The organism is Bacillus sp. B28 (assembly GCF_029536185.1).
Classification (GTDB): Bacteria; Bacillota; Bacilli; order Bacillales; family Bacillaceae; genus Bacillus; species Bacillus halotolerans.
This window is the reverse complement of sequence record NZ_CP120511.1, coordinates 105,595-128,864: the sequence shown is the minus strand read 5'-3', so window position 1 is coordinate 128,864 and position 23,270 is coordinate 105,595. Positions and strand designations below refer to the sequence as shown.

21 protein-coding genes, 1 pseudogene and 2 other annotated features are annotated in these 23,270 nt (G+C 43.2%); all 22 genes and pseudogenes read right to left on the bottom strand.

Going from position 1 to position 23,270, the window contains the following annotated elements; all coding sequences use genetic code 11:
• Positions 1 to 121: 121 nt before the first annotated feature.
• Positions 122 to 3,721 (bottom strand): DNA-directed RNA polymerase subunit beta', encoded by a 3,600-nt coding sequence (rpoC, locus tag P3L57_RS00685; protein ID WP_044153421.1) that lies wholly within the window; start codon positions 3,719 to 3,721, stop codon positions 122 to 124.
• A 61-nt stretch (positions 3,722 to 3,782) separates the two neighbouring features.
• Entirely contained in the window at positions 3,783 to 7,364 is a 3,582-nt protein-coding gene (rpoB, locus tag P3L57_RS00680) for a DNA-directed RNA polymerase subunit beta (protein WP_044153423.1), read from the bottom strand.
• Positions 7,365 to 7,613: 249 nt separating this feature from the next.
• Entirely contained in the window at positions 7,614 to 8,219 is a 606-nt protein-coding gene (locus tag P3L57_RS00675; RefSeq protein ID WP_044153424.1) for a class I SAM-dependent methyltransferase, read from the bottom strand.
• A gap of 90 nt (positions 8,220 to 8,309) precedes the next feature.
• Positions 8,310 to 8,681, bottom strand: coding sequence for a 50S ribosomal protein L7/L12 (gene rplL / locus P3L57_RS00670; protein ID WP_003156436.1), 372 nt, complete (start codon positions 8,679 to 8,681; stop codon positions 8,310 to 8,312).
• 43 nt (positions 8,682 to 8,724) lie between these two features.
• Positions 8,725 to 9,225: a 50S ribosomal protein L10 gene (gene rplJ, locus P3L57_RS00665; protein WP_044153425.1), complete on the bottom strand. Its 501-nt coding sequence runs from the start codon at positions 9,223 to 9,225 to the stop codon at positions 8,725 to 8,727.
• 64 nt (positions 9,226 to 9,289) lie between these two features.
• Positions 9,290 to 9,429 (bottom strand) — a sequence feature (ribosomal protein L10 leader region).
• A gap of 47 nt (positions 9,430 to 9,476) precedes the next feature.
• Complete coding sequence (gene rplA, locus P3L57_RS00660) at positions 9,477 to 10,175, bottom strand: 50S ribosomal protein L1 (RefSeq protein ID WP_003225765.1); 699 nt, start codon at positions 10,173 to 10,175, stop codon at positions 9,477 to 9,479.
• Between the two features lie 94 nt (positions 10,176 to 10,269).
• Entirely contained in the window at positions 10,270 to 10,695 is a 426-nt protein-coding gene (rplK, locus tag P3L57_RS00655) for a 50S ribosomal protein L11 (protein ID WP_003156430.1), read from the bottom strand.
• A gap of 167 nt (positions 10,696 to 10,862) precedes the next feature.
• Positions 10,863 to 11,396 (bottom strand): transcription termination/antitermination protein NusG, encoded by a 534-nt coding sequence (gene nusG, locus P3L57_RS00650; RefSeq protein WP_010332761.1) that lies wholly within the window; start codon positions 11,394 to 11,396, stop codon positions 10,863 to 10,865.
• Between the two features lie 183 nt (positions 11,397 to 11,579).
• Complete coding sequence (secE, locus tag P3L57_RS00645; RefSeq protein ID WP_010327716.1) at positions 11,580 to 11,759, bottom strand: preprotein translocase subunit SecE; 180 nt, start codon at positions 11,757 to 11,759, stop codon at positions 11,580 to 11,582.
• Between the two features lie 33 nt (positions 11,760 to 11,792).
• Complete coding sequence (gene rpmG / locus P3L57_RS00640) at positions 11,793 to 11,942, bottom strand: 50S ribosomal protein L33 (RefSeq protein ID WP_044153430.1); 150 nt, start codon at positions 11,940 to 11,942, stop codon at positions 11,793 to 11,795.
• A 92-nt stretch (positions 11,943 to 12,034) separates the two neighbouring features.
• A complete protein-coding gene (sigH, locus tag P3L57_RS00635; RefSeq protein ID WP_003225758.1) occupies positions 12,035 to 12,691 on the bottom strand; it encodes an RNA polymerase sporulation sigma factor SigH in 657 nt (218 codons plus the stop codon).
• 62 nt (positions 12,692 to 12,753) lie between these two features.
• On the bottom strand, positions 12,754 to 13,266 hold the full coding sequence (rae1, locus tag P3L57_RS00630) for a ribosome-dependent mRNA decay endonuclease Rae1/YacP (RefSeq protein WP_044153431.1): 513 nt from the start codon (positions 13,264 to 13,266) through the stop codon (positions 12,754 to 12,756).
• 6 nt (positions 13,267 to 13,272) lie between these two features.
• Positions 13,273 to 14,022, bottom strand: a complete 750-nt coding sequence (gene rlmB / locus P3L57_RS00625) for a 23S rRNA (guanosine(2251)-2'-O)-methyltransferase RlmB (protein WP_059336713.1) — start codon at positions 14,020 to 14,022, stop codon at positions 13,273 to 13,275.
• A pseudogene (locus P3L57_RS00620) lies at positions 14,006 to 14,438 on the bottom strand (mini-ribonuclease 3). The gene rlmB and the pseudogene P3L57_RS00620 overlap by 17 nt, the downstream one beginning before the upstream one ends.
• Before the next feature lie 3 nt (positions 14,439 to 14,441).
• Positions 14,442 to 15,842 (bottom strand): cysteine--tRNA ligase, encoded by a 1,401-nt coding sequence (gene cysS / locus P3L57_RS00615; protein WP_044153436.1) that lies wholly within the window; start codon positions 15,840 to 15,842, stop codon positions 14,442 to 14,444.
• Positions 15,839 to 16,492, bottom strand: coding sequence for a serine O-acetyltransferase (gene cysE, locus P3L57_RS00610; protein ID WP_044153438.1), 654 nt, complete (start codon positions 16,490 to 16,492; stop codon positions 15,839 to 15,841). The genes cysS and cysE overlap by 4 nt, the downstream gene beginning before the upstream one ends.
• Before the next feature lie 80 nt (positions 16,493 to 16,572).
• Positions 16,573 to 16,803: a binding site (T-box leader), on the bottom strand.
• 2 nt (positions 16,804 to 16,805) lie between these two features.
• On the bottom strand, positions 16,806 to 18,257 hold the full coding sequence (gene gltX, locus P3L57_RS00605) for a glutamate--tRNA ligase (RefSeq protein WP_044153440.1): 1,452 nt from the start codon (positions 18,255 to 18,257) through the stop codon (positions 16,806 to 16,808).
• Positions 18,258 to 18,345: 88 nt separating this feature from the next.
• Positions 18,346 to 18,822, bottom strand: a complete 477-nt coding sequence (gene ispF / locus P3L57_RS00600; RefSeq protein ID WP_059291690.1) for a 2-C-methyl-D-erythritol 2,4-cyclodiphosphate synthase — start codon at positions 18,820 to 18,822, stop codon at positions 18,346 to 18,348.
• Positions 18,815 to 19,513, bottom strand: a complete 699-nt coding sequence (gene ispD, locus P3L57_RS00595; protein ID WP_059336719.1) for a 2-C-methyl-D-erythritol 4-phosphate cytidylyltransferase — start codon at positions 19,511 to 19,513, stop codon at positions 18,815 to 18,817. The genes ispF and ispD overlap by 8 nt, the downstream gene beginning before the upstream one ends.
• A gap of 14 nt (positions 19,514 to 19,527) precedes the next feature.
• A complete protein-coding gene (locus P3L57_RS00590) occupies positions 19,528 to 20,628 on the bottom strand; it encodes a PIN/TRAM domain-containing protein (RefSeq protein WP_059291688.1) in 1,101 nt (366 codons plus the stop codon).
• Between the two features lie 119 nt (positions 20,629 to 20,747).
• Positions 20,748 to 21,830, bottom strand: a complete 1,083-nt coding sequence (gene disA / locus P3L57_RS00585) for a DNA integrity scanning diadenylate cyclase DisA (RefSeq protein WP_003242042.1) — start codon at positions 21,828 to 21,830, stop codon at positions 20,748 to 20,750.
• Between the two features lie 3 nt (positions 21,831 to 21,833).
• On the bottom strand, positions 21,834 to 23,210 hold the full coding sequence (radA, locus tag P3L57_RS00580) for a DNA repair protein RadA (RefSeq protein WP_044153447.1): 1,377 nt from the start codon (positions 23,208 to 23,210) through the stop codon (positions 21,834 to 21,836).
• Positions 23,211 to 23,270: the final 60 nt, after the last annotated feature.

Here is a 23,270-nt window from a genome sequence, read left to right as displayed (position 1 = left end):
AGGAGACGAATGTCAACAAGGTATGACATTTTTTAGTTTCTATCTTCTCATAGAGTGATTTTTTTATTTAAATATGACTGCTGAAAGACTGTTTTGCAGTCTCTCAGCAGCATGATATCAGTTATTCAACCGGAACCATGTCCTCAGTCGGCTGAACATTTGAAACAGGTTTTACTTTTCGGTATTTCATCATTCCAGTACCAGCCGGAACAAGCTTACCGATGATAACATTCTCTTTCAGGCCGAGAAGTTCGTCACGCTTACCTTTGATCGCTGCGTCTGTAAGGACACGTGTTGTTTCCTGGAAGGAAGCAGCAGATAAGAATGAATCAGTTTCAAGAGAAGCTTTGGTAATACCGAGTAAGACAGGACGGCCTGTAGCAGGACGTTTGCCTTCCAGCAATACCTTTTTGTTCGCTTCAGTAAATTGGTGAATATCAAGTAATGAGCCAGGAAGCACATCAGTCTCACCAGCATCAATCACACGTACTTTGCGAAGCATTTGGCGAACCATTACTTCTACGTGTTTATCGCCGATTTCAACACCCTGCATACGGTAAACCTTTTGAACCTCATGAAGAAGATACTCTTGAACAGTAGTCAGGTCAGTCACTTTAAGAAGTTCTTTCGGATCGATTGAACCTTCTGTCAGCACTTGGCCTCGAGTAATTTTATCTCCTTCCGCTACTTTTAAGCGGGAGTTATATGGTGCCGTATAAGAGCGTGTTTCAACTGCGCCTTGAACCACAATTTCCTGCTGTTTGTCGCGAACTTCATTGATTTCAACGACTGTACCGTCGATTTCGGTAATTGTTGCCTGACCTTTTGGATTACGCGCTTCGAAAAGCTCTTGGATACGCGGAAGACCCTGTGTGATATCGTCTCCTGCAACCCCGCCTGTATGGAATGTACGCATTGTTAACTGTGTACCAGGCTCACCGATTGATTGGGCAGCGATGATTCCAACTGCTTCTCCGACTTCTACATCGGTACCAGTCGCAAGGTTTCGGCCATAGCATCGTTTACATACACCATGAGGCGTATTACATGTGAAGGCAGAACGGATCCACACTTCTTCAATGCCGGCTTCAACGATTTCAATCGCTTTATCTTCATCGATCAGTTCGTTTTCGTTTACAAGCACTTCACCAGTTTCAGGATGTTTCACTTGTTTTCTTGCAAAACGGCCGATTAATCGTTCTTCTAAGCGCTCAATGATTTCAGTGCCTTCTCTAAGCGGTTGAGCAAGGATGCCTCGGTCAGTTCCGCAATCAGTTTCACGGATGATAACATCCTGTGCAACGTCAACAAGACGGCGTGTAAGGTAACCTGAGTCAGCAGTTTTAAGGGCGGTATCGGCAAGACCTTTACGCGCACCGTGAGTGGAGATAAAGTACTCCAATACTGTCAGACCTTCACGGAAACTAGATTTGATCGGTAACTCAATGATACGTCCAGCCGGGTTGGCCATCAGACCGCGCATTCCGGCAAGCTGAGTAAAGTTAGACGCGTTACCACGGGCACCAGAGTCACTCATCATGTAGATCGGGTTGAGCTCATCAAGTGATTTCATCAGTTTGCCTTGGATAACGTCTTTTGCAGAACTCCAGATAGAGATAACTCTCTCATAGCGTTCTTCTTCAGTGATCAGACCGCGGCGGAACTGCTTCATAACGTTATCAACTTTGCCTTGTGCTTCTTCAAGAATTTCTTGTTTATCATCGAGAACGACGATATCAGAAACCCCAACTGTAATACCAGCTTTTGTTGAATATCTGAAACCTAGGTTTTTCATGCGGTCAAGCATTTTAGACGTTTCCGTAATGTGGAATCGTTTAAAGATTTCCGCGATGATTTTACCCAGAATACCTTTTTTAAATGGTGCATTGATTGGCTGCTGTGCGATGGCAGCTTTTACATCGGCACCTTTTTCTAAGAAGAAACGGTCAGGTGTTTTCTCTTCAATGTTGCTCTTCGTTGGTTCATTCATGTAAGGGAATGATTCTGGAAGAATTTCATTGAAGACCAGTTTACCGACAGTTGTAATTAACAATTTTGAGCGCTGCTCTTCGGTAAATGTCACGTTCTTAAGGGAGTTAGCTGCAACAGCCACTCTCGTATGAAGGTGAACATATCCGTTTTGATAAGCAAGAAGCGCTTCATCCGTATTCTTGAAGACCATACCTTCACCGACAGCACCAGCACGCTCCAGAGTCAGGTAATAGTTACCCAGTACCATATCCTGAGACGGTGTTACAACCGGTTTACCATCTTTAGGGTTCAAGATGTTTTGAGCGGCAAGCATCAAGATGCGTGCTTCAGCTTGAGCTTCTGCAGATAACGGTACGTGAACCGCCATTTGGTCACCGTCAAAGTCAGCGTTATAAGCTGTACATACGAGCGGGTGAAGACGGATTGCGCGTCCTTCAACAAGTGTCGGTTCAAACGCTTGGATACCTAATCTGTGAAGCGTAGGGGCACGGTTCAGAAGGACCGGATGCTCCTTGATAACTGATTCTAGTACATCCCATACTTCAGGCTGTACGCGCTCAATTTTACGTTTCGCACTCTTAATGTTGTGAGCAAGACCCTTTTCAACAAGCTCTTTCATAACGAAAGGTTTGAAAAGTTCGAGCGCCATTTCCTTCGGTAATCCGCATTGGTACATTTTCAAATGAGGACCAACGACGATTACAGAACGTCCGGAGTAATCGACACGTTTACCAAGAAGGTTTTGACGGAAACGGCCTTGCTTCCCTTTCAGCATGTGAGAAAGAGATTTTAATGGTCTGTTACCAGGACCTGTTACAGGGCGTCCGCGACGGCCGTTGTCAATTAAAGCATCGACAGCCTCTTGAAGCATACGCTTTTCGTTTTGAACGATAATGCTAGGCGCACCAAGGTCTAAAAGGCGTTTCAAACGATTGTTACGGTTGATGACACGACGATAAAGGTCGTTCAAATCAGAAGTCGCAAAACGTCCGCCATCAAGCTGAACCATCGGTCTGAGCTCAGGAGGAATAACAGGAAGCACATCAAGGATCATCCAAGAAGGCTTGTTTCCTGAGTTACGGAAGGCTTCCAAAACTTCAAGGCGTTTGATCGCACGAGTACGACGCTGTCCTTGAGATGTTTTCAGCTCTTCTTTTAACATATCAACTTCTTTTACAAGATCGATATCTTGAAGAAGTTTATGAATCGCTTCCGCACCCATAGATGCTTGGAACTTATTACCGTACTTATCAAGATACGCACGGTATTCCTTTTCTGATAGAAGCTGTTTCTTTTCAAGCGGTGTGTTTGCCGGATCAGTTACAACGTAAGAAGCAAAGTAAATAACTTCTTCCAGTGCACGAGGCGACATATCTAACACTAGACCCATACGGCTTGGGATACCTTTGAAATACCAAATGTGGGAAACTGGGGCAGCCAGTTCAATGTGCCCCATTCTCTCACGACGGACTTTAGCCCGTGTTACTTCAACTCCGCAGCGGTCACAAACTACGCCTTTATAACGAACTCGCTTGTACTTCCCGCAATGACATTCCCAGTCCTTAGTCGGTCCGAAAATGCGTTCGCAGAATAGACCGTCCTTTTCAGGTTTTAACGTACGATAGTTTATCGTTTCAGGCTTTTTCACTTCACCAAAAGACCATGAACGGATTTTATCCGGTGAAGCAAGACCGATGTTCATATACTCAAAATTGTTCACATCTAGCAAGGGGCCTACCTCCCTTTTTATCTTCGGATTAACCGATGTCACTTGCCTTTATAACTAGAGATTATTCTTTTGTTACTACATCGCGTTCAACGTCTGCAGATGCTGTTTCTTCCGGCTCTTCATCACCTGATAACGCCAGGCCGTCAGCTTGTTTTGCATCTTCTTCGTCTTCTAAATCTCTCATTTCTATTTCTTCTTCATCGCTAGAAAGGATTTTCACATCCATACCTAAACTTTGAAGTTCTTTAATTAATACTTTGAATGATTCCGGAACACCAGGTTCAGGAACGTTGTCGCCTTTAACGATGGCTTCGTATGTTTTCACACGTCCAACCACGTCATCAGACTTAACAGTCAGAATCTCTTGAAGAGTGTAAGCTGCACCGTAAGCTTCAAGTGCCCAAACCTCCATCTCACCAAAACGCTGTCCGCCAAATTGAGCTTTACCGCCAAGAGGCTGCTGCGTAACAAGTGAGTAAGGACCTGTAGAGCGTGCATGAAGTTTATCGTCAACCATGTGAGCCAGTTTAATCATGTACATGATGCCGACAGATACACGGTTATCAAACGGCTCTCCGGTACGTCCGTCGTAAAGAACGGTTTTAGCGTCACGAGACATTCCGGCTTCTTCAAGTGTTTCCCAAACATCCTCTTCACGCGCTCCGTCAAATACCGGTGACGCAATATGGATGCCAAGGTAACGAGCGGCCATACCCATATGAAGCTCTAATACCTGCCCGATATTCATACGTGATGGTACGCCCAGCGGGTTAAGCATGATATCAATTGGTGTGCCGTCAGGAAGATAAGGCATATCCTCTTCAGGAAGAATCTTAGAGATAACACCTTTGTTACCGTGACGACCGGCCATTTTATCCCCTTCAGAAATTTTACGTTTCTGAACGATATATACGCGTACTAACTGGTTTACACCTGGAGGAAGTTCGTCTCCGTCCTCACGGTTGAAGACTTTAACATCGTGAATAATTCCGCCGCCGCCGTGAGGCACACGAAGAGAAGTATCACGAACCTCGCGGGCTTTTTCACCAAAGATGGCGTGAAGAAGGCGTTCTTCTGCAGTAAGTTCTGTTACACCCTTAGGCGTTACTTTACCAACAAGAAGATCTCCGTCTTTTACTTCTGCCCCGATACGGATAATTCCGCGGTCATCAAGATTGCGAAGCGCATCTTCACCGACGTTCGGAATATCGCGAGTGATTTCTTCAGGCCCGAGTTTAGTATCACGTGCTTCTGATTCATATTCTTCAATGTGAATAGATGTATAAACATCATCTTTCACAAGACGTTCACTCATGATGATGGCATCCTCATAGTTGTAGCCATCCCATGTCATGAAGCCGACCATTACGTTACGGCCAAGCGCAAGTTCACCAAGCTCCATAGAAGGACCGTCAGCAAGGATTTCTCCTTTTACCACTTCATCGCCGACACTTACGATCGGACGCTGGTTGTAGCAAGTACCTTGGTTAGAGCGGACAAATTTCAGCAAGCTGTATTTATCCAGGTTTCCTTTTACTTTTTGACCGTCTACTTCTTCATAGCGGCGAACCCAAACGTTTTTCGCTTCTACGCGTTCAACGATACCAGGGTGTTTACAAATCACAGCGGCACCAGAGTCTTTACCTGATACGTATTCCATACCAGTTCCTACAAATGGCGCTTCCGGCTGCATCAAAGGCACAGCCTGACGCTGCATGTTCGCTCCCATTAGGGCACGGTTCGAGTCATCGTTTTCCAAGAACGGGATACATGCTGTCGCAGCAGATACTACCTGCTTAGGCGATACATCCATGTAATCAACACGGTTTCTAGGAACAACAGTGTTCTCTCCGCGGAAACGGGCTACAATGCTGTCATCCACAAACGCACCTTCGTCATCGAGTCGTGCATTTGCCTGAGCGACAACGTAGTTATCTTCTTCATCAGCAGTTAAGTAATCAATTCTTGGCGTCACTTTTCCTGTTTCAGGATCAACGCGGCGATATGGCGTTTCAATAAAGCCAAAACGGTTTACTTTTGCATATGATGATAGTGAGTTGATCAAACCGATGTTCGGTCCCTCTGGCGTTTCAATCGGACACATACGGCCATAGTGAGAGTAGTGAACGTCACGCACTTCCATTCCGGCACGCTCACGTGTCAATCCGCCCGGTCCAAGAGCCGACAGACGGCGCTTATGTGTTAATTCAGCAAGCGGGTTCGTCTGGTCCATGAATTGAGATAGCTGAGAGCTTCCAAAGAACTCTTTAATGGACGCAATAACTGGACGAATATTGATCAGCTGCTGAGGTGTAATTGTATTCGTATCTTGAATTGACATTCTCTCACGAACCACACGCTCCATACGGCTTAAACCGATACGGAATTGGTTCTGGAGAAGTTCACCTACAGAACGTAAACGGCGGTTTCCAAGATGGTCAATATCATCTGTGTCGCCTACTCCGTGCAGCAAGTTGAAGAAGTAGCTGATAGAAGAAATGATATCAGCAGGTGTAATGTTTTTAATCTCTTCTTCAACGTAAGCATTGCCGATGACATTAATAACCTGTTCTCCTTCTTGATCAGTAGGAGCAAAGATTTTAATGGATTGAAGCGTTACTTCGTCCTCAACAACACCGCCGTTCGGATACAGCTTTCTGAAACCGATTCCGTTTTCTAAGTATGGCAGTACTTTATCAAGTGTTCTTCTATCAAGAATCTGACCTTTTTCAGCCAGGATTTCTCCTGTTTCAGGATCAACAAGCGTTTCAGCAAGTCTCTGATTAAAGAGGCGATTTTTAATATGAAGCTTTTTATTAATTTTATAGCGTCCTACATTGGCAAGATCGTATCGTTTCGGATCAAAGAAACGAGAATCAAGCAAGCTTTTCGCATTTTCCACTGTAGGCGGCTCTCCAGGACGGAGGCGCTCGTAGATTTCGAGCAGCGCTTTATCGCTGTTTTCTGTGTTATCTTTATCAAGCGTATTTCGCAGGTATTCGTTTTCTCCTACAAGATCAAGAATCTCTTGATCGGAGCCGAAGCCGAGAGCACGCAAAAGAACCGTAACCGGCAACTTACGTGTGCGATCAATGCGTACATAAACAACATCTTTCGCATCAGTTTCGTATTCTAACCATGCGCCACGGTTTGGAATGACAGTTGCGGTAAAACCTTTTTTACCGTTTTTGTCTACTTTACCACTGAAATATACACTTGGAGACCGAACAAGCTGGGAAACGATAACGCGTTCCGCACCGTTAATGATAAAAGTACCTGTATCTGTCATAATAGGGAAATCCCCCATGAAGACATCTTGGTCTTTTACCTCTCCAGTTTCTTTGTTAATTAAACGAACCTTCACTCTTAGCGGAGCTGAGTAAGTCACATCACGTTCTTTTGATTCCTCTACAGGATATTTAGGCTCCCCTAAACTGTAATCAATGAACTCAAGAGAGAGGTTACCAGTGAAATCCTCAATTGGCGATATGTCTTGAAACATCTCTCTAAGACCCTCATCAAGAAACCACTGATAAGAAGAGGTTTGAATTTCAATGAGATTTGGTAATTCTAACACTTCGCTAATGCGAGCATAGCTTCTGCGCTGGCGGTGTCGTCCATACTGAACTAGTTGACCTGTCAACTGATTCACCCCTCAAATCATGCGTATTATATGTGTAATAAGCATTTCTTCCAAAGAAAGAAAGAAAACACTTTTACAAGACAAAAGAAAAAAGGGTTTCTAATTAAGAAAACCACATCCAAAAACAAATACCGATTTTATTAGCATTTCCATACTTGTATAAATTATACATAGATATTGACATTTCATCATATCAATCTAAATATATACATTGGCATTTTATAATATTAACATAGCCAAAATACCGAGTCAAACTTTTTTTGCTTTTATGATATAATAGCCTTTCTTTTTTTGAACGACAGAAACTTCTTCGAACAGTTCCTCAAGCTTTTCAATGGCAGAAGGCGCACCTTGTTTTTTCTGTATGACGATCCACAATTCACCTGAAGCTTTTAAGTGTTCAGCGCTTTTCTCAAAGATAGCATGGACAACTTTTTTTCCGGCTCGGATTGGGGGATTTGTAAGAATAGAAGCAAATGTTTGAGCAGAGTCAACGTTTGAAAACAAATCGCTTTGGTAAATCTCAGCGTTTGTTATTCCGTTTTGTTCTGCATTTTCATTTGATAACTCTACGGCTCTTTCATTAACATCAATCATGTGGATGGTCCGGTCTTTAAAGTCACTGGCCAGCGATAATCCAATCGGGCCATAGCCGCAGCCTACATCTAGAAAGCTGCCCTCAACTTCAGGCTCTTCAAAAGATTCGACCAGCAGGCGCGAGCCAAAATCGACTTCCTTTTTAGAAAAAACACCGCTGTCGCTGGTAAACGTAAACTCCTTGTTTCGAAGCCTAAAAGACCATGTTTGTTTGTTGCTTTTTACTGAAGGTTTTTCTGAATAATAGTGCTCACTCATTATTAGAACCTCCTTTTTTTCATAACTTAAAGAATGGCAAAGAAAAAGCCCGCCTCATAAAAGCGAGCTTCCCCTACAGGCAAGTGAAGATTACTTAACTTCTACAGAAGCGCCAACTTCTTCAAGTTTAGCTTTAAGCTCTTCAGCTTCTTCTTTAGCAATACCTTCTTTAAGTGGTTTTGGAGTGTTGTCAACAAGTTCTTTAGCTTCTTTCAAGCCAAGACCAGTGATTTCACGTACAACTTTGATAACTTTGATTTTTTGAGAACCTGCACCAGCAAGGATAAGGTCGAATTCGCTTTGCTCTTCAGCAGCTCCGCCTGCAGCAGCTCCGCCAGCTACAGCTACAGGAGCAGCAGCAGTTACGCCAAATTCTTCTTCGATTGCTTTTACTAGGTCGTTCAATTCAAGTACAGTTGCTTCTTTAACGGAAGCAATGATTTCTTCGATATTTAAAGCCATTTGTAATTCCTCCATTTGTTTTGATTTTTAAAAACTGATTAGATTAAGCGCCTTGTTCTTCCTTTTGATCTGCCACAGCTTTTGCAGCAAGAGCAAGGTTGCGAACTGGAGCTTGAAGTACGCTAAGCAACATAGAAAGCAAGCCTTCGCGTGATGGAAGTTCAGCAAGAGCTTTCACTTCTTCAACAGTAGAAACTTTACCTTCGATAACGCCAGCTTTGATTTCAAGAGCTTCATGCTGTTTAGCAAACTCGTTAAGAACTTTAGCTGGAGCGACAACATCCTCAGTACTGAATGCAATTGCATTCGGTCCAGTTAAGACATCATTCAAACCATCAAGTTCAGCTTGTTCAACCGCACGGCGAGTCATTGTGTTTTTGTAAACTTTGAACTCAACGTTAGCTTCACGAAGCTGTTTACGAAGTTCTGTTACTTCAGAAACGTTAAGTCCGCGGTAATCAACGATGATCGTTGATTTGCTTTCTTTTAATTTAGAAGCAATTTCTTCAACAACAACTTTTTTTGTTTCAATTGCGCTGCTCATGGTTACACCTCCTGTAGATTCTTGTGTAACACTTATACCGTCAGGTGATCACGACTGAGAAACGGATTCCATATAAAAAGCCTCCATGAGACATGGAGGCTGTATATACAAGCATACGTAACGTAATAGCTGTGATAATATACACCTCGGTAGGATATTAAGCCGTTAAGCCCCTACTGTCTACGGTATAAATGATATATTATATTTTACAACATTTTGAATCATATCAGAATGTTGAATTCATGTCAATATTATTTTACGTTGAAAGTTGAAGCGTCTACTTTGACACCAGGTCCCATAGTAGAAGTGACAGCAACGTTTTTCACGTAAACACCTTTTGCTGCAGCAGGTTTTGCTTTCAGGATTGTATCATACATTGTTGTGAAGTTCTCAACAAGTTTTTCATCCTCGAAAGAAACTTTACCGATAGGAACATGGATGTTTCCAGCTTTATCAACGCGGTATTCAACTTTACCAGCTTTGATTTCGCCGATTGCTTTTTCAACTTCGAAAGTAACTGTACCAGTTTTAGGGTTAGGCATTAAACCTTTTGGTCCAAGCACACGACCGATTTTACCAACTTCACCCATCATGTCAGGTGTAGCTACGATTACATCGAAATCGAACCAGCCTTGTTGAATTTTGTTGATGTAGTCAGTATCTCCAACGTAATCTGCACCAGCAGCTTCAGCTTCTTTCGCTTTTTCGCCTTTCGCGAAAACGAGAACGCGCTGAGTTTTACCAGTTCCGTTTGGAAGCACAACTGCTCCGCGGATTTGCTGGTCGTTTTTACGAGGGTCAACCCCTAGACGGAATGCAACTTCAACTGTAGCGTCGAATTTAGCTGTATTTGTTTTTTTAACGAGAGCTACTGCTTCAGAAACATCGTAAGCTTTCGCACGATCTACAAGCTTAGCAGCTTCTGCGTACTTTTTACCTTTTTTAGCCATTTTAAAATTTCCTCCTTATGTGGTTATAGCGGAATAACCTCCCACGAATAAGGGTTGCGAACTTGTGAAAACTCGCAACCCGACAAGAAACAAATTAATCCTCGATTACAATACCCATACTGCGTGCAGTACCTTCAACCATGCGCATTGCCGCTTCAACGTCTGCTGCGTTTAAGTCAGGCATTTTCGTTTCAGCGATTTCGCGTACTTTATCGCGCTTAACGGTTGCCACTTTATTACGGTTTGGTTCACCAGAACCAGACTCAATTCCAGCTGCTTTTTTAAGCAATACTGCAGCAGGCGGAGTTTTTGTAATAAATGTAAATGAACGGTCTTCGTAAACCGAAATTTCAACAGGAATGATTAAACCAGCTTGGTCAGCTGTACGAGCGTTAAACTCCTTACAGAATCCCATGATATTAACACCGGCTTGACCTAGTGCAGGTCCAACTGGCGGCGCTGGGTTAGCTTTTCCAGCAGGAATTTGCAATTTTACAACTTTTACTACTTTTTTAGCCACGAGACACACCTCCTTAAGTCCGTGATGTGGTAATAGGGTAAACCCTCCCACTCAAGGTTTCATTCTTTATATGAATGACGAAATATCAAGCTAGCTGCCTTGGATAAGTCCAAGACGTACCTTTGCTATATTATCATTTATATATAGCAATTTCAAGTTTTTTCACATTACAATTTGTCGATCTGGGTAAATTCCAGCTCAACCGGCGTTTCACGGCCGAACATATTAACGAAAACTTTAACCTTGCTTTTATCGTAGTCAATCTCTTCAATTGATCCAGTAAAGTTGGCAAAAGGTCCGTCTATCACTTTCACTGTCTCTTTTAATTCAAAGTCAATGTCAGTTTTGCGTTCGTCCATACCCATTCTCTTCAGAATGGTTTCTGCTTCGCCAGGAAGAAGCGCCGTCGGTTTTGAACCAGAGCCGGCAGAACCTACGAATCCAGTAACACCTGGTGTATTGCGGACAACATACCAAGAATCATCCGTCATTACGATTTCAACAAGGACGTAACCAGGGAATACTTTCTTTTTAACGACTTTTTTCTTGCCGTTTTTGATATCCGTCTCTTCTTCTTCAGGTACGACTACACGAAAAATCTTATCCTGCATCCCCATTGATTCAACACGTTTTTCCAAGTTGGCTTTTACTTTGTTCTCATAACCAGAGTACGTGTGAACAACATACCAATTCTTTTCCATTCTCTTCAGGACTGTCCAGTCCTTCCCTCCCCGCATTTGGTTTTAGTGTACTACCATAACGCTTCATGCAAAAAATAGGCGGTAAGCCTATGATAACTTTCATTTTTAACCCACAATAAAAAACCCGCTGAACGGGTTTTGGCAAGTGATATTATGATCTATTATAGCACGTATTGCTGATCATTATTCAACTATTAAACGAATTAATTGAGAAATTCCTGTGTCAAGGAGGGCAAAAAAGATAATAAAAAAGATAACTGTTGAAATAACCGTGATGGTATAGCGAGTTAACTCTTTTCCTTTAGGCCAGCTTACCTTTTTCATTTCTTTCCCAACATCTTTAAAGAATCTCATAATACGCATGTAAAAGACCTCCACAATTTAAAAGCGCAAACACTATTTTGTTTCAAGATGAGATGTATGTGAATTGCAAGTACTGCAGTATTTCTTTACTTCTAATCGCTCAGCCGCTGATGCAGAGCTCTTCATTGTCGTGTAGTTACGGTTTCCGCATGTTTTGCATGCTAACGTAATCTTTTTTCTCATGTCATTACACCTTTTTCTAAATAGACATTAGTTCTTATCTTAAGTAACATATCATAGTCAGAAAAATACTGTCAATATACCATAAATCCCTATTACAAACTGATCTCGCGAATTTCCAGGTACTTCTCCAGCTTGCGTTTGACTCGCTGAAGGGCGTTATCGATCGATTTGACATGGCGGTTCAGCTCATCTGAAATCTCTTGGTAGCTTCTTCCGTCTAGATATAATACAAGTACTTTTCTCTCTAAATCACTTAAAAGTTCTCCCATTTTCATTTCAATATCATCAAATTCTTCCTGATTGATAATCATTTCTTCTGGGTTTAACGTTTTCGCTCCCGAAATGACATCAAGCAGCGTTCGATCTGATTCTTCATCAAAAATCGGTTTATCTAATGAGACGTAGGAATTCAAAGGAATGTGTTTCTGGCGAGTAGCTGTCTTTATTGCGGTAATAATTTGGCGGGTAATACATAATTCTGCGAAAGCTTTGAAAGAGGTAAGCTTGTCCTCTTTGAAGTCACGAATAGACTTATAGAGGCCTATCATTCCTTCCTGAACAATATCTTCTCTGTCCGCACCTATTAAAAAATAGGATCTTGCTTTTGCACGAACAAAGTTTCGGTACTTCGTAATCAAGTAATCTAACGCATCACTGTCCCCAACATGAACCTTTTCAATGACCTGCTCGTCCTCCAACTGGCAAAACTGCTCTTTGTTGAATTTTCCCTTGTTGTTCTGTAGATTCACTCCGATCCCCCCGGCGCACGTAGATAGAAATATTATACATTACTGGACAAAAAAGCGTCAACTTAATCTAAGTCGCCCCTCCGCCATTTTTCAAACGTTTTCAAAACCTCTTCCGATAAAGCAATTTTACCCGCTGGCTTTTCAGAAGTGATCTTTCTTACCCGCCTTTCGATTCGCCTTTCTATCGCTTCTACCTCTCTCAAGAGCTCCCGGGCCGATTTTCGCAATGCCCCCTGTCCGAAAATCGCCCACTGCTCAGTGTAGTCAGAGGTCGCAACGTGAATTTGAGTCGCAATGTTATTCAGATCCTGTGCCAGCTTTTCTATCCGCTCATCCGCAGTCTCATTTTCTTTAGTGAAAATCACTTCAACTCTGTGGTTGGTCTGTTTTTTCTCAATTCCCTTCACAAGATGCGCGTCAAATACGACAATAACCCTGTTTCCTGTATACGATTGATATTCCGCCATTTTCTGAATCAGTACGTCTCTCGCCTCTTCAAAACTGTTCGCTTTTAAATCCTTCAGCTGCGGCCAGGCTCCAATCATGTTGTATCCGTCTACTAACAGGATATCCATTGATCATTATTCTCCCAGAGGGTTTCGCTTCCGGTAGACTTCATACATCAAAAGCCCCGCCGCTACAGATGCATTGAGTGAAGTAACTTTACCTGCCATCGGGAGTTTAATAAGAAAATCACATTTTTCTTTAATCAGGCGTCCCATTCCTTTTCCTTCACTTCCGATGACGAGAGCCAAAGGCATGCTGCCGTCCATTGTGCGGTAATCCTCCCGCGCGGATGCATCCGTTCCGACAACCCAGATTCCCCGCTCTTTCATTTCCTCTAGCGTTCTCGCCAAATTGGTGACCTTCGCCACTGGAATATGCTCAATTGCGCCTGTTGAAGCCTTTGCCACTGTAGTTGTCAGACCGACAGCTCTGCGTTTTGGAATTACAATGCCATGGGCGCCGACTGCATCAGCTGTTCTCATAATTGAACCGAGATTATGAGGGTCCTCAAGCTCGTCCAGAATGAGAAAGAAAGGCTGTTCATTTCTTTCCTCTGCCGCTTTATATAAGTCGTCCAGTTCCGCGTACTCATACGCTGCGACCTGCGCCACTACACCTTGGTGCTGCCCCGTCACCATTTGGTCGAGTTTTTTTCTAGGGACGTATTGAATGGTGATGCCCTGCTTTTTCGCGAGCTCAATCACCTGCTGTGCTTGTCCCTTTACGGTGTTTTCCGCCATCCACAGCTTATACAGCTTGCGATCTGATTTTAACGTCTCGATCACTGCATTTTTTCCTATGACGTAATCATGTTGCTGACTCATTTGTTTTCCTCCCTGACCGTTCCGAATTGTATAGCTTCAGCAACAAGCTGATTCAGTCTTTCTTCTTTTTTCTCAAGAAAAAGATAGCCCAGCAGTGCTTCAAATGCTGTACTGTAGCGGTACGTCTGCACATCTGTATTTTTAGGTATCGTTCCCGACTTGGCATTTCTGCCTCTTTTCAGCACCGCTTCCTCTTCTTCCGTGAAAAATGATTGATTCCGCAGAAAGAAAAGGATCTCAGCCTGTGACTTTGCCGATACGATCCGGCTTGATTTCTTGTGAAGATCATTTGGTTTGGTAAATCCCTGCTTAAGCAGGTGATGCCTCACATAAACTTCAAAAATGGCATCACCTATATAAGCAAGCGCAAGGCCGTTAAGCTGCTTTGAATCTTTTATCGTTTCAAAATCAAGCATCCGTTATTCTCCTCGTTTCCAGCGAGTGCCTTGAGCCGTATCTTCAAGAATGATATCCATGCTTTTCAGCTGGTCGCGGATCTGATCAGACAGAGCAAAATCACGATTGCGGCGCGCTTCATTTCTTTTTTCAATCAAATCTTCAATCTCTTGATCCAGAAGCTCCTGCTCACCCAGTGAGAAACCGAGGACAGAAACAATTCGGTCAAACATGTCAATAAACGCTGTAATAACGTGATCTGCCGTATGATCTTCCTGAAGATAATAGTTCGCATTCTTCGCCAAATCGAATAAAACAGAAATGGCATTCGCTGTATTAAAATCATCATCCATTGCTTCTTCAAATGCTGTTCGATGTTCTTCAATCTTTGCAAGCCATTTATCATCATCTTCTGTTAAATTCGTGCTGCTGTTTAAACGGTGCTGAAGGTTGCTGTACGCTGTTTTCAACCGGTTAAACGCGCTCTTTGTGTTCTCCAGAAGCTCTTCTGAATAGTTAATTGGGTGACGATAGTGAACAGACAGCATAAAGAATCTGAGCAGCTGCGGATCATGCTGTTTAATAATGTCATGCACAAGCACAAAGTTGCCGAGTGATTTTGACATTTTTTCATTATCGATATTGATATAGCCGTTATGAAGCCAGTATTTCGCAAATGTTTTGCCAGTCAGCGCTTCTGATTGAGCAATTTCATTTTCATGGTGAGGGAATGTTAAATCCTGGCCGCCTGCATGGATATCAATTTGATCACCTAAGTACTTTTTCACCATCGCAGAGCATTCGATGTGCCAGCCCGGACGTCCTTTCCCCCAAGGGCTATCCCAAGAGATTTCTCCTTCTTTAGCCGCTTTCCACAGAGCGAAATCAAGAGCATCTTCTTTTTTCTCGCCAACTCGGATGCGCGCGCCAGATCTCAATTCATCAATCGATTGCTGCGAGAGCTTTCCGTATCCCTCAAATGCTCTTGTTTTGAAATAAACGTCACCTTCAGATTCATAAGCATAGCCCTTTTTTACCAGCTGATTTATGAAATCAATAATCGCGTCCATGTTTTCCATGACGCGCGGATGAAGGTCCGCTTTTCTGCAGCCAAGAGCGCCCACATCTTCAAAGTATGCCTTAATAAAACGCTCAGAAATGGTCGGAACATCTTCACCAAGTTCATTTGCCGCTTTAATTAATTTATCATCTACATCTGTGAAGTTAGAGACATATTGGACATCGTAGCCTTTATACTCCAAATAGTTTCGAACCGTGTCATAAACGATGGCCGGACGGGCATTTCCAATATGAATATAATTGTAAACCGTCGGTCCGCACACGTACATTTTCACTTTTCCCTCTTCAAGAGGAACAAACGTTTCCTTCTGTCTAGTCAATGTATTATAAAGAGTGATTGTCATTTTTGATTAATCCTTTCTTTTCTGTCTTCAAGTTCCGTCTTCAGCTCTAAAATCTGCTGTTCCAAAGACTTAAACCGGTCAGCAACCGGATCGGGTAAATCCTGATGGTTTAAATCCCGTTTGATTTTCTTGCCGTTTTGCACAACAACCCTTCCCGGGATGCCGACAACTGTAGAGTAGTCCGGAACATCGTGCAGCACAACTGAACCAGCCCCTATTTTAGAGCCTTCACCGACAGTTATTGAACCGAGCACTTTAGCACCTGTCGCTATCAATGCGTCATCTTTAATTGTCGGATGCCTTTTGCCCCTTTCTTTCCCCGTTCCTCCGAGGGTAACCCCCTGAAAAACGGTTACGTTATTGCCGATTTCACATGTCTCCCCAATGACAACCCCCATCCCATGGTCTATGAAAAATCTTCTTCCGATCGTAGCCCCTGGATGGATTTCAATTCCTGTAAAAAATCGGCTCACCTGAGATATAAGGCGTGCAAGGAAATAAAATTTTCGTTTATATAAAGCATGTGCAATCCGATGCGCCCATATAGCATGTAAACCGGAATAAGTTAAAATCACTTCAAAATAACCTCGTGCTGCAGGATCTTGATCGAACACCGTATCAATGTCTTCTTTGAGCATTTTAAAAAACACATGCTTCCCCCCATTCTACCCGCTATCATCTATCTATTTCCTCTAAACCCAATAAAAAAAGCGCCTCTGCATGTAAACATGACAGAGACGCTTTGACCGCGCGGTTCCACTCTGTTTGAAAAGCAGACTCCTGCTCTCCCAACTTCAGCCTGTAACGGCGGCGGCCGCCTTTGAATACTGGTTTCGAAAAACGTTCTTCAAAGGTCTTAAGGGCGCACTTCTAAAACCCGACTCCTGGATCTCTCTCAGCCAATGAAGATCCTTTCTGTATTGGTCTAAAGCTTTATACTCTTCCCTGTCAACAATCATCTATTTAGATATTTTTCAACCGCTGAATTGCAGATTCTTTTCCAATCAGTTCAATTGATTGCGGAAGCTCAGGACCGTGAGTTTGGCCTGTTACAGCAACACGGATCGGCATAAACAGTTTTTTCCCTTTATGACCTGTTTCTTTCTGCACTGCTTTGATAGAAGCTTTGATCTGGTCCGGAGTGAACTCCTCCAGCTCTTCAAGCTTCGCAGCGAATGTGCTGAGCACTTCAGGCACCTGTTCTTCTTCTAAAACAGCTTTTGCTTCTTGATTATACTCGATCTCATCCGTAAAGAACAAATCAGTCAGCTCAACAATTTCCGCACCGTAGCTCAATTGTTCATGATATAGAGAAATCAGTTTGCGAACCCATTCTTGTTCTTCAGGAGAAAGCTCATTGCCAACTTTTCCGGCTTTTTGAAGATGCGGAAGCGTAAGCTCAACAACCTGATCAAGATCCAATTTTTTCACATATTGGTTGTTGACCCATTTCAGCTTATGCATATCAAACAAAGCTGGTGATTTAGATAAACGATTTACATCAAAAATTTCAATAAACTCTTCTTTTGTGAAAAGCTCTTCTTCTCCCACCGGCGACCAGCCCAGCAGGCCGATAAAGTTGAACAGCGCCTCCGGCAAGTAGCCAAGCTCTTTATATTGCTCAATGAATTGAATAATTGATTCATCACGTTTGCTGAGCTTTTTACGGCTTTCGTTTACAATCAGCGTCATGTGGCCGAACTGAGGGATATCCCAGCCGAACGCTTGAAAGATCATGATCTGTTTTGGTGTATTCGAAATATGGTCCTCACCGCGCAGCACGTGCGTCATTTTCATTAGATAGTCATCCACAGCTACTGCAAAGTTATAAGTCGGCGTTCCGTCTTTTTTCACAATAACAAAGTCGCCGATGCCATCAGATTCGAAAGAAATTTCACCTTTTACAATATCATTAAACGCAATGATTTTTCCTTCAGGGACACGGAAACGAATACTCGGCTTTCTGCCCTCTGCAAGGAATTTTTCCTGTTCTTCCTGAGTCAGATCTCTGTGCTTTCCGGAATAACGCGGCATCTCTCCGCGGGCAATCTGCTCTTCACGTTCTTTTTCAAGTTCTTCTTCCGTACAGAAACATTTATAAGCAAGCCCTTTTTCAAGCAGCTCTTCATAGTAAACCTTATAGATATCGTTACGCTCTGACTGACGGTATGGGCCGTACTCTCCGCCGACATCCACACTCTCATCCCAGTCGATGCCAAGCCATTTTAAATAGTTGAGCTGGCTTTGTTCTCCGCCCTCAATGTTGCGTTTTTTATCAGTGTCCTCAACACGGATAATAAACTTGCCGCCTTGGTTGCGGGCAAATAAATAATTAAAAAGCGCCGTTCTGGCATTTCCAATATGCAAATGTCCTGTTGGACTCGGTGCATAACGGACGCGTACTTCGTTTCCCATTTCATATACTTCCTTTCATCTCATGTATGGCCTCAGGCTAAATGTATGCATCTATTCTACCACCAAATAGACCGGGCATCAAAACAAGTTAGCCTTTTTGTATCAGCACTGTGGCTTGAGCGGCTATTCCTTCCGCCCTTCCTGTAAATCCAAGCTTTTCGGTTGTGGTCGCTTTAACATTCACTTGGGAAACCTCTGCCTCAAGCCCTTCGGCGATTCTTTTTCTCATGCCTTCTATGTACGGCGCCATCTTCGGCTTCTGTGCAATGATCGTACAGTCAATATTTCCAAGTACATACCCTTTCTGTTTCACAATCCCCCAGACATGCTGAAGTAATTTAAACGAATCAGCATCCTTGAACTCCGGATCTGTATCAGGGAAATGCTTGCCGATGTCGCCCTCCCCGACAGCTCCGAGGCATGCGTCAGCAACGGTGTGCAATAATACATCCGCGTCAGAATGTCCGAGCAATCCTTTTTCATACGGGATTTCTACTCCGCCGATAATGAGAGGCCGGCCCTCTACTAATTGGTGCACATCAAAACCTTGTCCGATTCTAAACATGATTATTCCCACTTTCTGCTTCCATGATAGCTTCAGCTGACGTTAAATCATCAGGAGTCGTCAGCTTAATATTTGTATAGTTACCTTCTACAACACGAACCGAACGGCCCTCAAGCTGTTCGACGAGACTGGCGTCATCCGTTCCTAAAAACCCTCTGCGCTCTGCCTCAGCGTGAGCCTCCATCAATAAAGAAAGACGAAAAGCTTGTGGCGTTTGGACAGCCCACAAGCTTGAACGTTCAATCGTCTCACTGACTTCTAAATCTTGAACGCGTTTAATCGTATCTTTTACCGGAACAGCCAGGATGGCCGCTCCGATCTGCTCCGCTTCAGCAATCAGTTCGTCAATCTGGTCATGCTTTATAAAAGGGCGAGCGCCGTCGTGAACGAGGACAATCTTTTCTTGTTTAACGGCTTTGAGCCCTTTATAAACACTGTGCTGGCGTTCATCTCCGCCTGCTACAAGCTCGATAGCGGTTTGAAACGGATATTGATTCAGCAATTGCTGAAAGTCGTCCCGTTCGCGCTCGTTAATCACCAAAATGATTCTGCCGCACGGACGATGGCTGTCAAACACCCGTAAAGTGTGAATGATCACCGGGTCTCCTTTCAGCTCGATAAACAGTTTATTTCTCCCTGCCTTCATCCGTTTCCCCTGTCCGGCCGCAAGAATTACCACATCATAATTCATTGTTCTTTCTCCCTTTACAGCGCCTTCTCCAACAGCTTAGGCTTGGCAAAAATCATTCGTCCCGCTGCTGTCTGCAGCACGCTTGTGACGAGAACATCAATGTGTTTTCCGATATAATTCCGTCCTTCTTCAACGACAATCATAGTGCCGTCATCCAAGTAAGCGACTCCCTGATTATGCTCTTTGCCGTCTTTAATGACCTGAACATTCATTTCCTCACCCGGAAGCACAACAGGCTTGACCGCGTTGGCAAGGTCATTAATGTTTAACACTGCTACCTTCTGAAGCTCGCACACTTTATTTAAATTAAAATCATTCGTCACAACGACTCCGGATGTCAGTTTAGCGAGTTTGACCAGCTTGCTGTCAACCTCCTGAATATCTTCAAAGTCACCTTCATAAATTTCAACTTTAATATCTAATTCTTTCTGAATGCGGTTCAGGATATCAAGACCGCGGCGCCCTCTGTTGCGTTTTAACACATCTGAGGAGTCAGCGATATGCTGCAATTCCTCAAGGACAAACTGCGGAATCACGATAATTCCCTCTAAAAAACCAGTCTGGCAAATATCCGCAATTCTCCCATCAATAATAACACTTGTGTCCAGGATTTTCAGCTTTTTGTCTTGGACCTCGTGCTCTTCATCGGCTGTTCCTTTTTTCTTTTGCATTCTGGCGGAAATGGAGAATAGGCTGATCAATTCATCCTTTTTCTTAAAGCCCACCTGAAAGCCAAGATAACCGAGAAAGAAAGCTAAAAACACAGGGATGATTGTGCTGAGTATGCGGTAAGGTATATTGTCTAAAGGAATAACGTTTACGATAAGATAAGCAATTATAAGTCCAAATACTAAGCCAAGACTTCCAAATAACAAATCTGGAACCGGCGCTTTTAATAATGAATCCTCTATCCACTTCACCCAGTTCACAACGTAATCTGTACCCCATATACTGATGAGAAAAAAGATAATTGCACCTATTGCCGCAGACGTATATGCGTTTGTTATTAAAGGTATGTCCTGTAAACTTAACAGTACAAACAATTCAGGTATTAAAAATATACCAACAACGCCGCCGAAGATAATGAAGAACGCCTGAACTATTCGTTTTAACATACCCCCACCTCCTTTAAAGAAATTTGTTGTATTTCACAAGATTTTACGCAACCTACGAATATCAGAATAAACAAAAACCAACAATAATATACCCGTAAAGATATGGTTTTAATCGAAAATCATAGCTGCCTGTCTAAATAATGCTTCTCTTGAAGGCGTTTTAAGCCCTTTTTGATTTTTTGGGCTCGTACTTCACCGATACCCTCTACTTCATCTAATTCTTCTGCACTGGCCTCAATAATTCTCGGCAGGACGCCAAATGCCTCCACCACATTCTCCACAATCGGCATCGGAAGGCGCGGAATCTTATTTAGCAGCCTGTATCCTCTAGGCAGAACATAGTCATCAAGATTTGTAGAAGCCGGATAACCAAGCAGCTTATAAACAATGGAATCATCAAGCAAATCGTAGCTGGACATATCCTGCAGCTCTTTTAAAAGGACAAATGGATCTTTAATCTTTTCTTTCACATAATCCTTAATAAATAAAGCAGCCTCTTCTTCCATATCAGTAATCAGTTCGATGACCTGCAGCTTAATCAAATGACCTTCTGTTCCCAGTTCCCTGATATACATGTTGATTTCATTTTTGATTCGCAGCACCATTTCATAACGGTGCATCACAGACAGAACATCGCTGAATGTAACGAGTTCCTCAAACTCCAATGCGTTTAGTGCATTAATCGTTTTGTCCAGAATTGTTTTATATTTTTCTAGAGTTTGAATGGCTTGGTTCGCTTTTGTTAAAATAAACCCTATGTCTTTTAGTGTATACTTCATACTTTCCTGATATAACGTTATGACATTTCTTCTCTCAGAAATTGCGATAACGAGACAGCCGGTTTGCTTAGCTACTCTTTCGGCGGTGCGGTGCCGCATTCCTGTTTCTGACGAAGAAATTGTGGCTTCTGGCATCAATTGTGTATTGGCATATAGGATCTTTTGACCAGAATCACTTAAAATAATCGCACCATCCATTTTAGCCAGTTCATATAAATGCGCCGGAGAAAAAGCAGTGTTAATGTGGAAACCGCCATCCACCACTTCTTTTACTTTATCATTATATCCAACAACAATCAGACCGCCTGTATTTGCTCTCAGTACATTTTCTATCCCCGCTCTGAGCGGTGTTCCAGGAGCAACAAACTGCAAAATAGAAGACAGGTCTAACTCATGTTTCGCCCCTTTTTTCTCTTTTTCCATCTATTATCCTCCTAATGAAGTACGAAGTGCCTCTGCAACATTTGCTACTCCGATGACCTCAATCCCTTTTGGTTTCGTCCATCCATCCAGATTTGCCGCAGGTATGATCATGCGTTTAAAACCAAGCTTTGCCGCTTCTTTTACACGCTGTTCAATCCTTGATACCCGACGGACTTCTCCGGTTAATCCCACTTCTCCTATAAAGCAATCTGCAGGATTTGGAGGTGTGTCTCTAAAGCTTGATGCGATACTGACCGCTATAGCAAGATCAATCGCAGGTTCATCAAGTTTGACGCCGCCCGCTACCTTCAAATATGCATCCTGGTTTTGCAGCAGCAGACCTACTCTTTTTTCTAACACAGCCATTAACAGTGACACCCTGTTATGATCTATCCCTGTTGCCATGCGCCGCGGATTGCCAAAGCTTGTTGGCGAGATGAGCGCCTGAATTTCAACAAGAATCGGCCTTGTACCTTCCATAGAAGCCGTTATGCTCGACCCCGCAGATCCCGCCGAACGCTCTTCTAAGAAGATCTCTGAAGGATTCAGTACCTCAGTGAGCCCTTCTTCCCGCATTTCAAAAATACCCATTTCGTTTGTAGAACCAAAGCGGTTTTTTACAGCCCGTAAGATTCGGAAAGTATGGTGACGTTCTCCTTCAAAATATAAAACAGTGTCAACCATATGCTCCAGCAGTCTCGGCCCCGCTATGGATCCTTCTTTCGTTACGTGACCTACAATAAATATCGGAATACCTTTTGTCTTTGCAATTTTCATCAGCTCGGCTGTACATTCTCTTACCTGTGACACACTGCCGGGAGCCGAGGTGATATCGCTTTGATAGACCGTTTGAATAGAGTCAACAACCACAAACGCTGGATTCATCTCTTCTATAGCAGACGAAATATACTCCATATCGGTTTCGGATAAAACATGCAGTGAGGGATTATTTATGCCCAGGCGGTCTGCTCTTAATTTCGTTTGTTTTACCGATTCTTCTCCTGAAATGTACAGAACATGACGTGTTGAACCAGATAACTGGGCGGATACTTGCAGTAATAAGGTCGATTTTCCGATGCCGGGGTCCCCGCCAATTAAAACAAGTGAGCCCTTCACCACACCGCCGCCGAGCACTCTGTTAAACTCGCCGAGCTGTGTTTTAACCCGGGGTTCTTCTGATGTTTCGATTGATGTTATGGGGGAAGGTTTCTGTACGGTTTGAACAGAATGAGAAAAAGCCGCTCTCCGATTGGCCGGTGCTTTTTTAATCATTTCTTCCACCATTGTATTCCAAGCACCGCAGCCCGGACATTTCCCCATCCATTTTGGAGACTCGTAGCCGCAGGATTGGCAGATGAATTTGGATTTTGTTTTAGCCATAAATAGTGTAAGACCTCTCCCTTGTTCTATTTCTTGATACGAAATTGAGGCATACACTTA

Coding starts and splice junctions, on each gene's coding strand:
- cysS (WP_044153436.1), bottom strand. CDS start 15,842: ATGACAATCACTCTTTATAATACATTGACTAGACAGAAGGAAACGTTT.
- nusG (WP_010332761.1), bottom strand. CDS start 11,396: ATGGAAAAGAATTGGTATGTTGTTCACACGTACTCTGGTTATGAGAAC.
- ispF (WP_059291690.1), bottom strand. CDS start 18,822: ATGTTTAGAATCGGACAAGGTTTTGATGTGCACCAATTAGTAGAGGGC.
- rplJ (WP_044153425.1), bottom strand. CDS start 9,225: ATGAGCAGCGCAATTGAAACAAAAAAAGTTGTTGTTGAAGAAATTGCT.
- P3L57_RS00675 (WP_044153424.1), bottom strand. CDS start 8,219: ATGAGTGAGCACTATTATTCAGAAAAACCTTCAGTAAAAAGCAACAAA.
- rpmG (WP_044153430.1), bottom strand. CDS start 11,942: ATGAGAAAAAAGATTACGTTAGCATGCAAAACATGCGGAAACCGTAAC.
- disA (WP_003242042.1), bottom strand. CDS start 21,830: ATGGAAAAAGAGAAAAAAGGGGCGAAACATGAGTTAGACCTGTCTTCT.
- rplA (WP_003225765.1), bottom strand. CDS start 10,175: ATGGCTAAAAAAGGTAAAAAGTACGCAGAAGCTGCTAAGCTTGTAGAT.
- rlmB (WP_059336713.1), bottom strand. CDS start 14,022: ATGAGTCAGCAACATGATTACGTCATAGGAAAAAATGCAGTGATCGAG.
- secE (WP_010327716.1), bottom strand. CDS start 11,759: ATGCGTATTATGAGATTCTTTAAAGATGTTGGGAAAGAAATGAAAAAG.
- radA (WP_044153447.1), bottom strand. CDS start 23,210: ATGGCTAAAACAAAATCCAAATTCATCTGCCAATCCTGCGGCTACGAG.
- gltX (WP_044153440.1), bottom strand. CDS start 18,257: ATGGGAAACGAAGTACGCGTCCGTTATGCACCGAGTCCAACAGGACAT.
- P3L57_RS00590 (WP_059291688.1), bottom strand. CDS start 20,628: ATGTTAAAACGAATAGTTCAGGCGTTCTTCATTATCTTCGGCGGCGTT.
- rae1 (WP_044153431.1), bottom strand. CDS start 13,266: ATGGATATCCTGTTAGTAGACGGATACAACATGATTGGAGCCTGGCCG.
- rplL (WP_003156436.1), bottom strand. CDS start 8,681: ATGGCTTTAAATATCGAAGAAATCATTGCTTCCGTTAAAGAAGCAACT.
- ispD (WP_059336719.1), bottom strand. CDS start 19,513: ATGAATTATGATGTGGTAATTCTTGCGGCCGGACAGGGGAAACGGATG.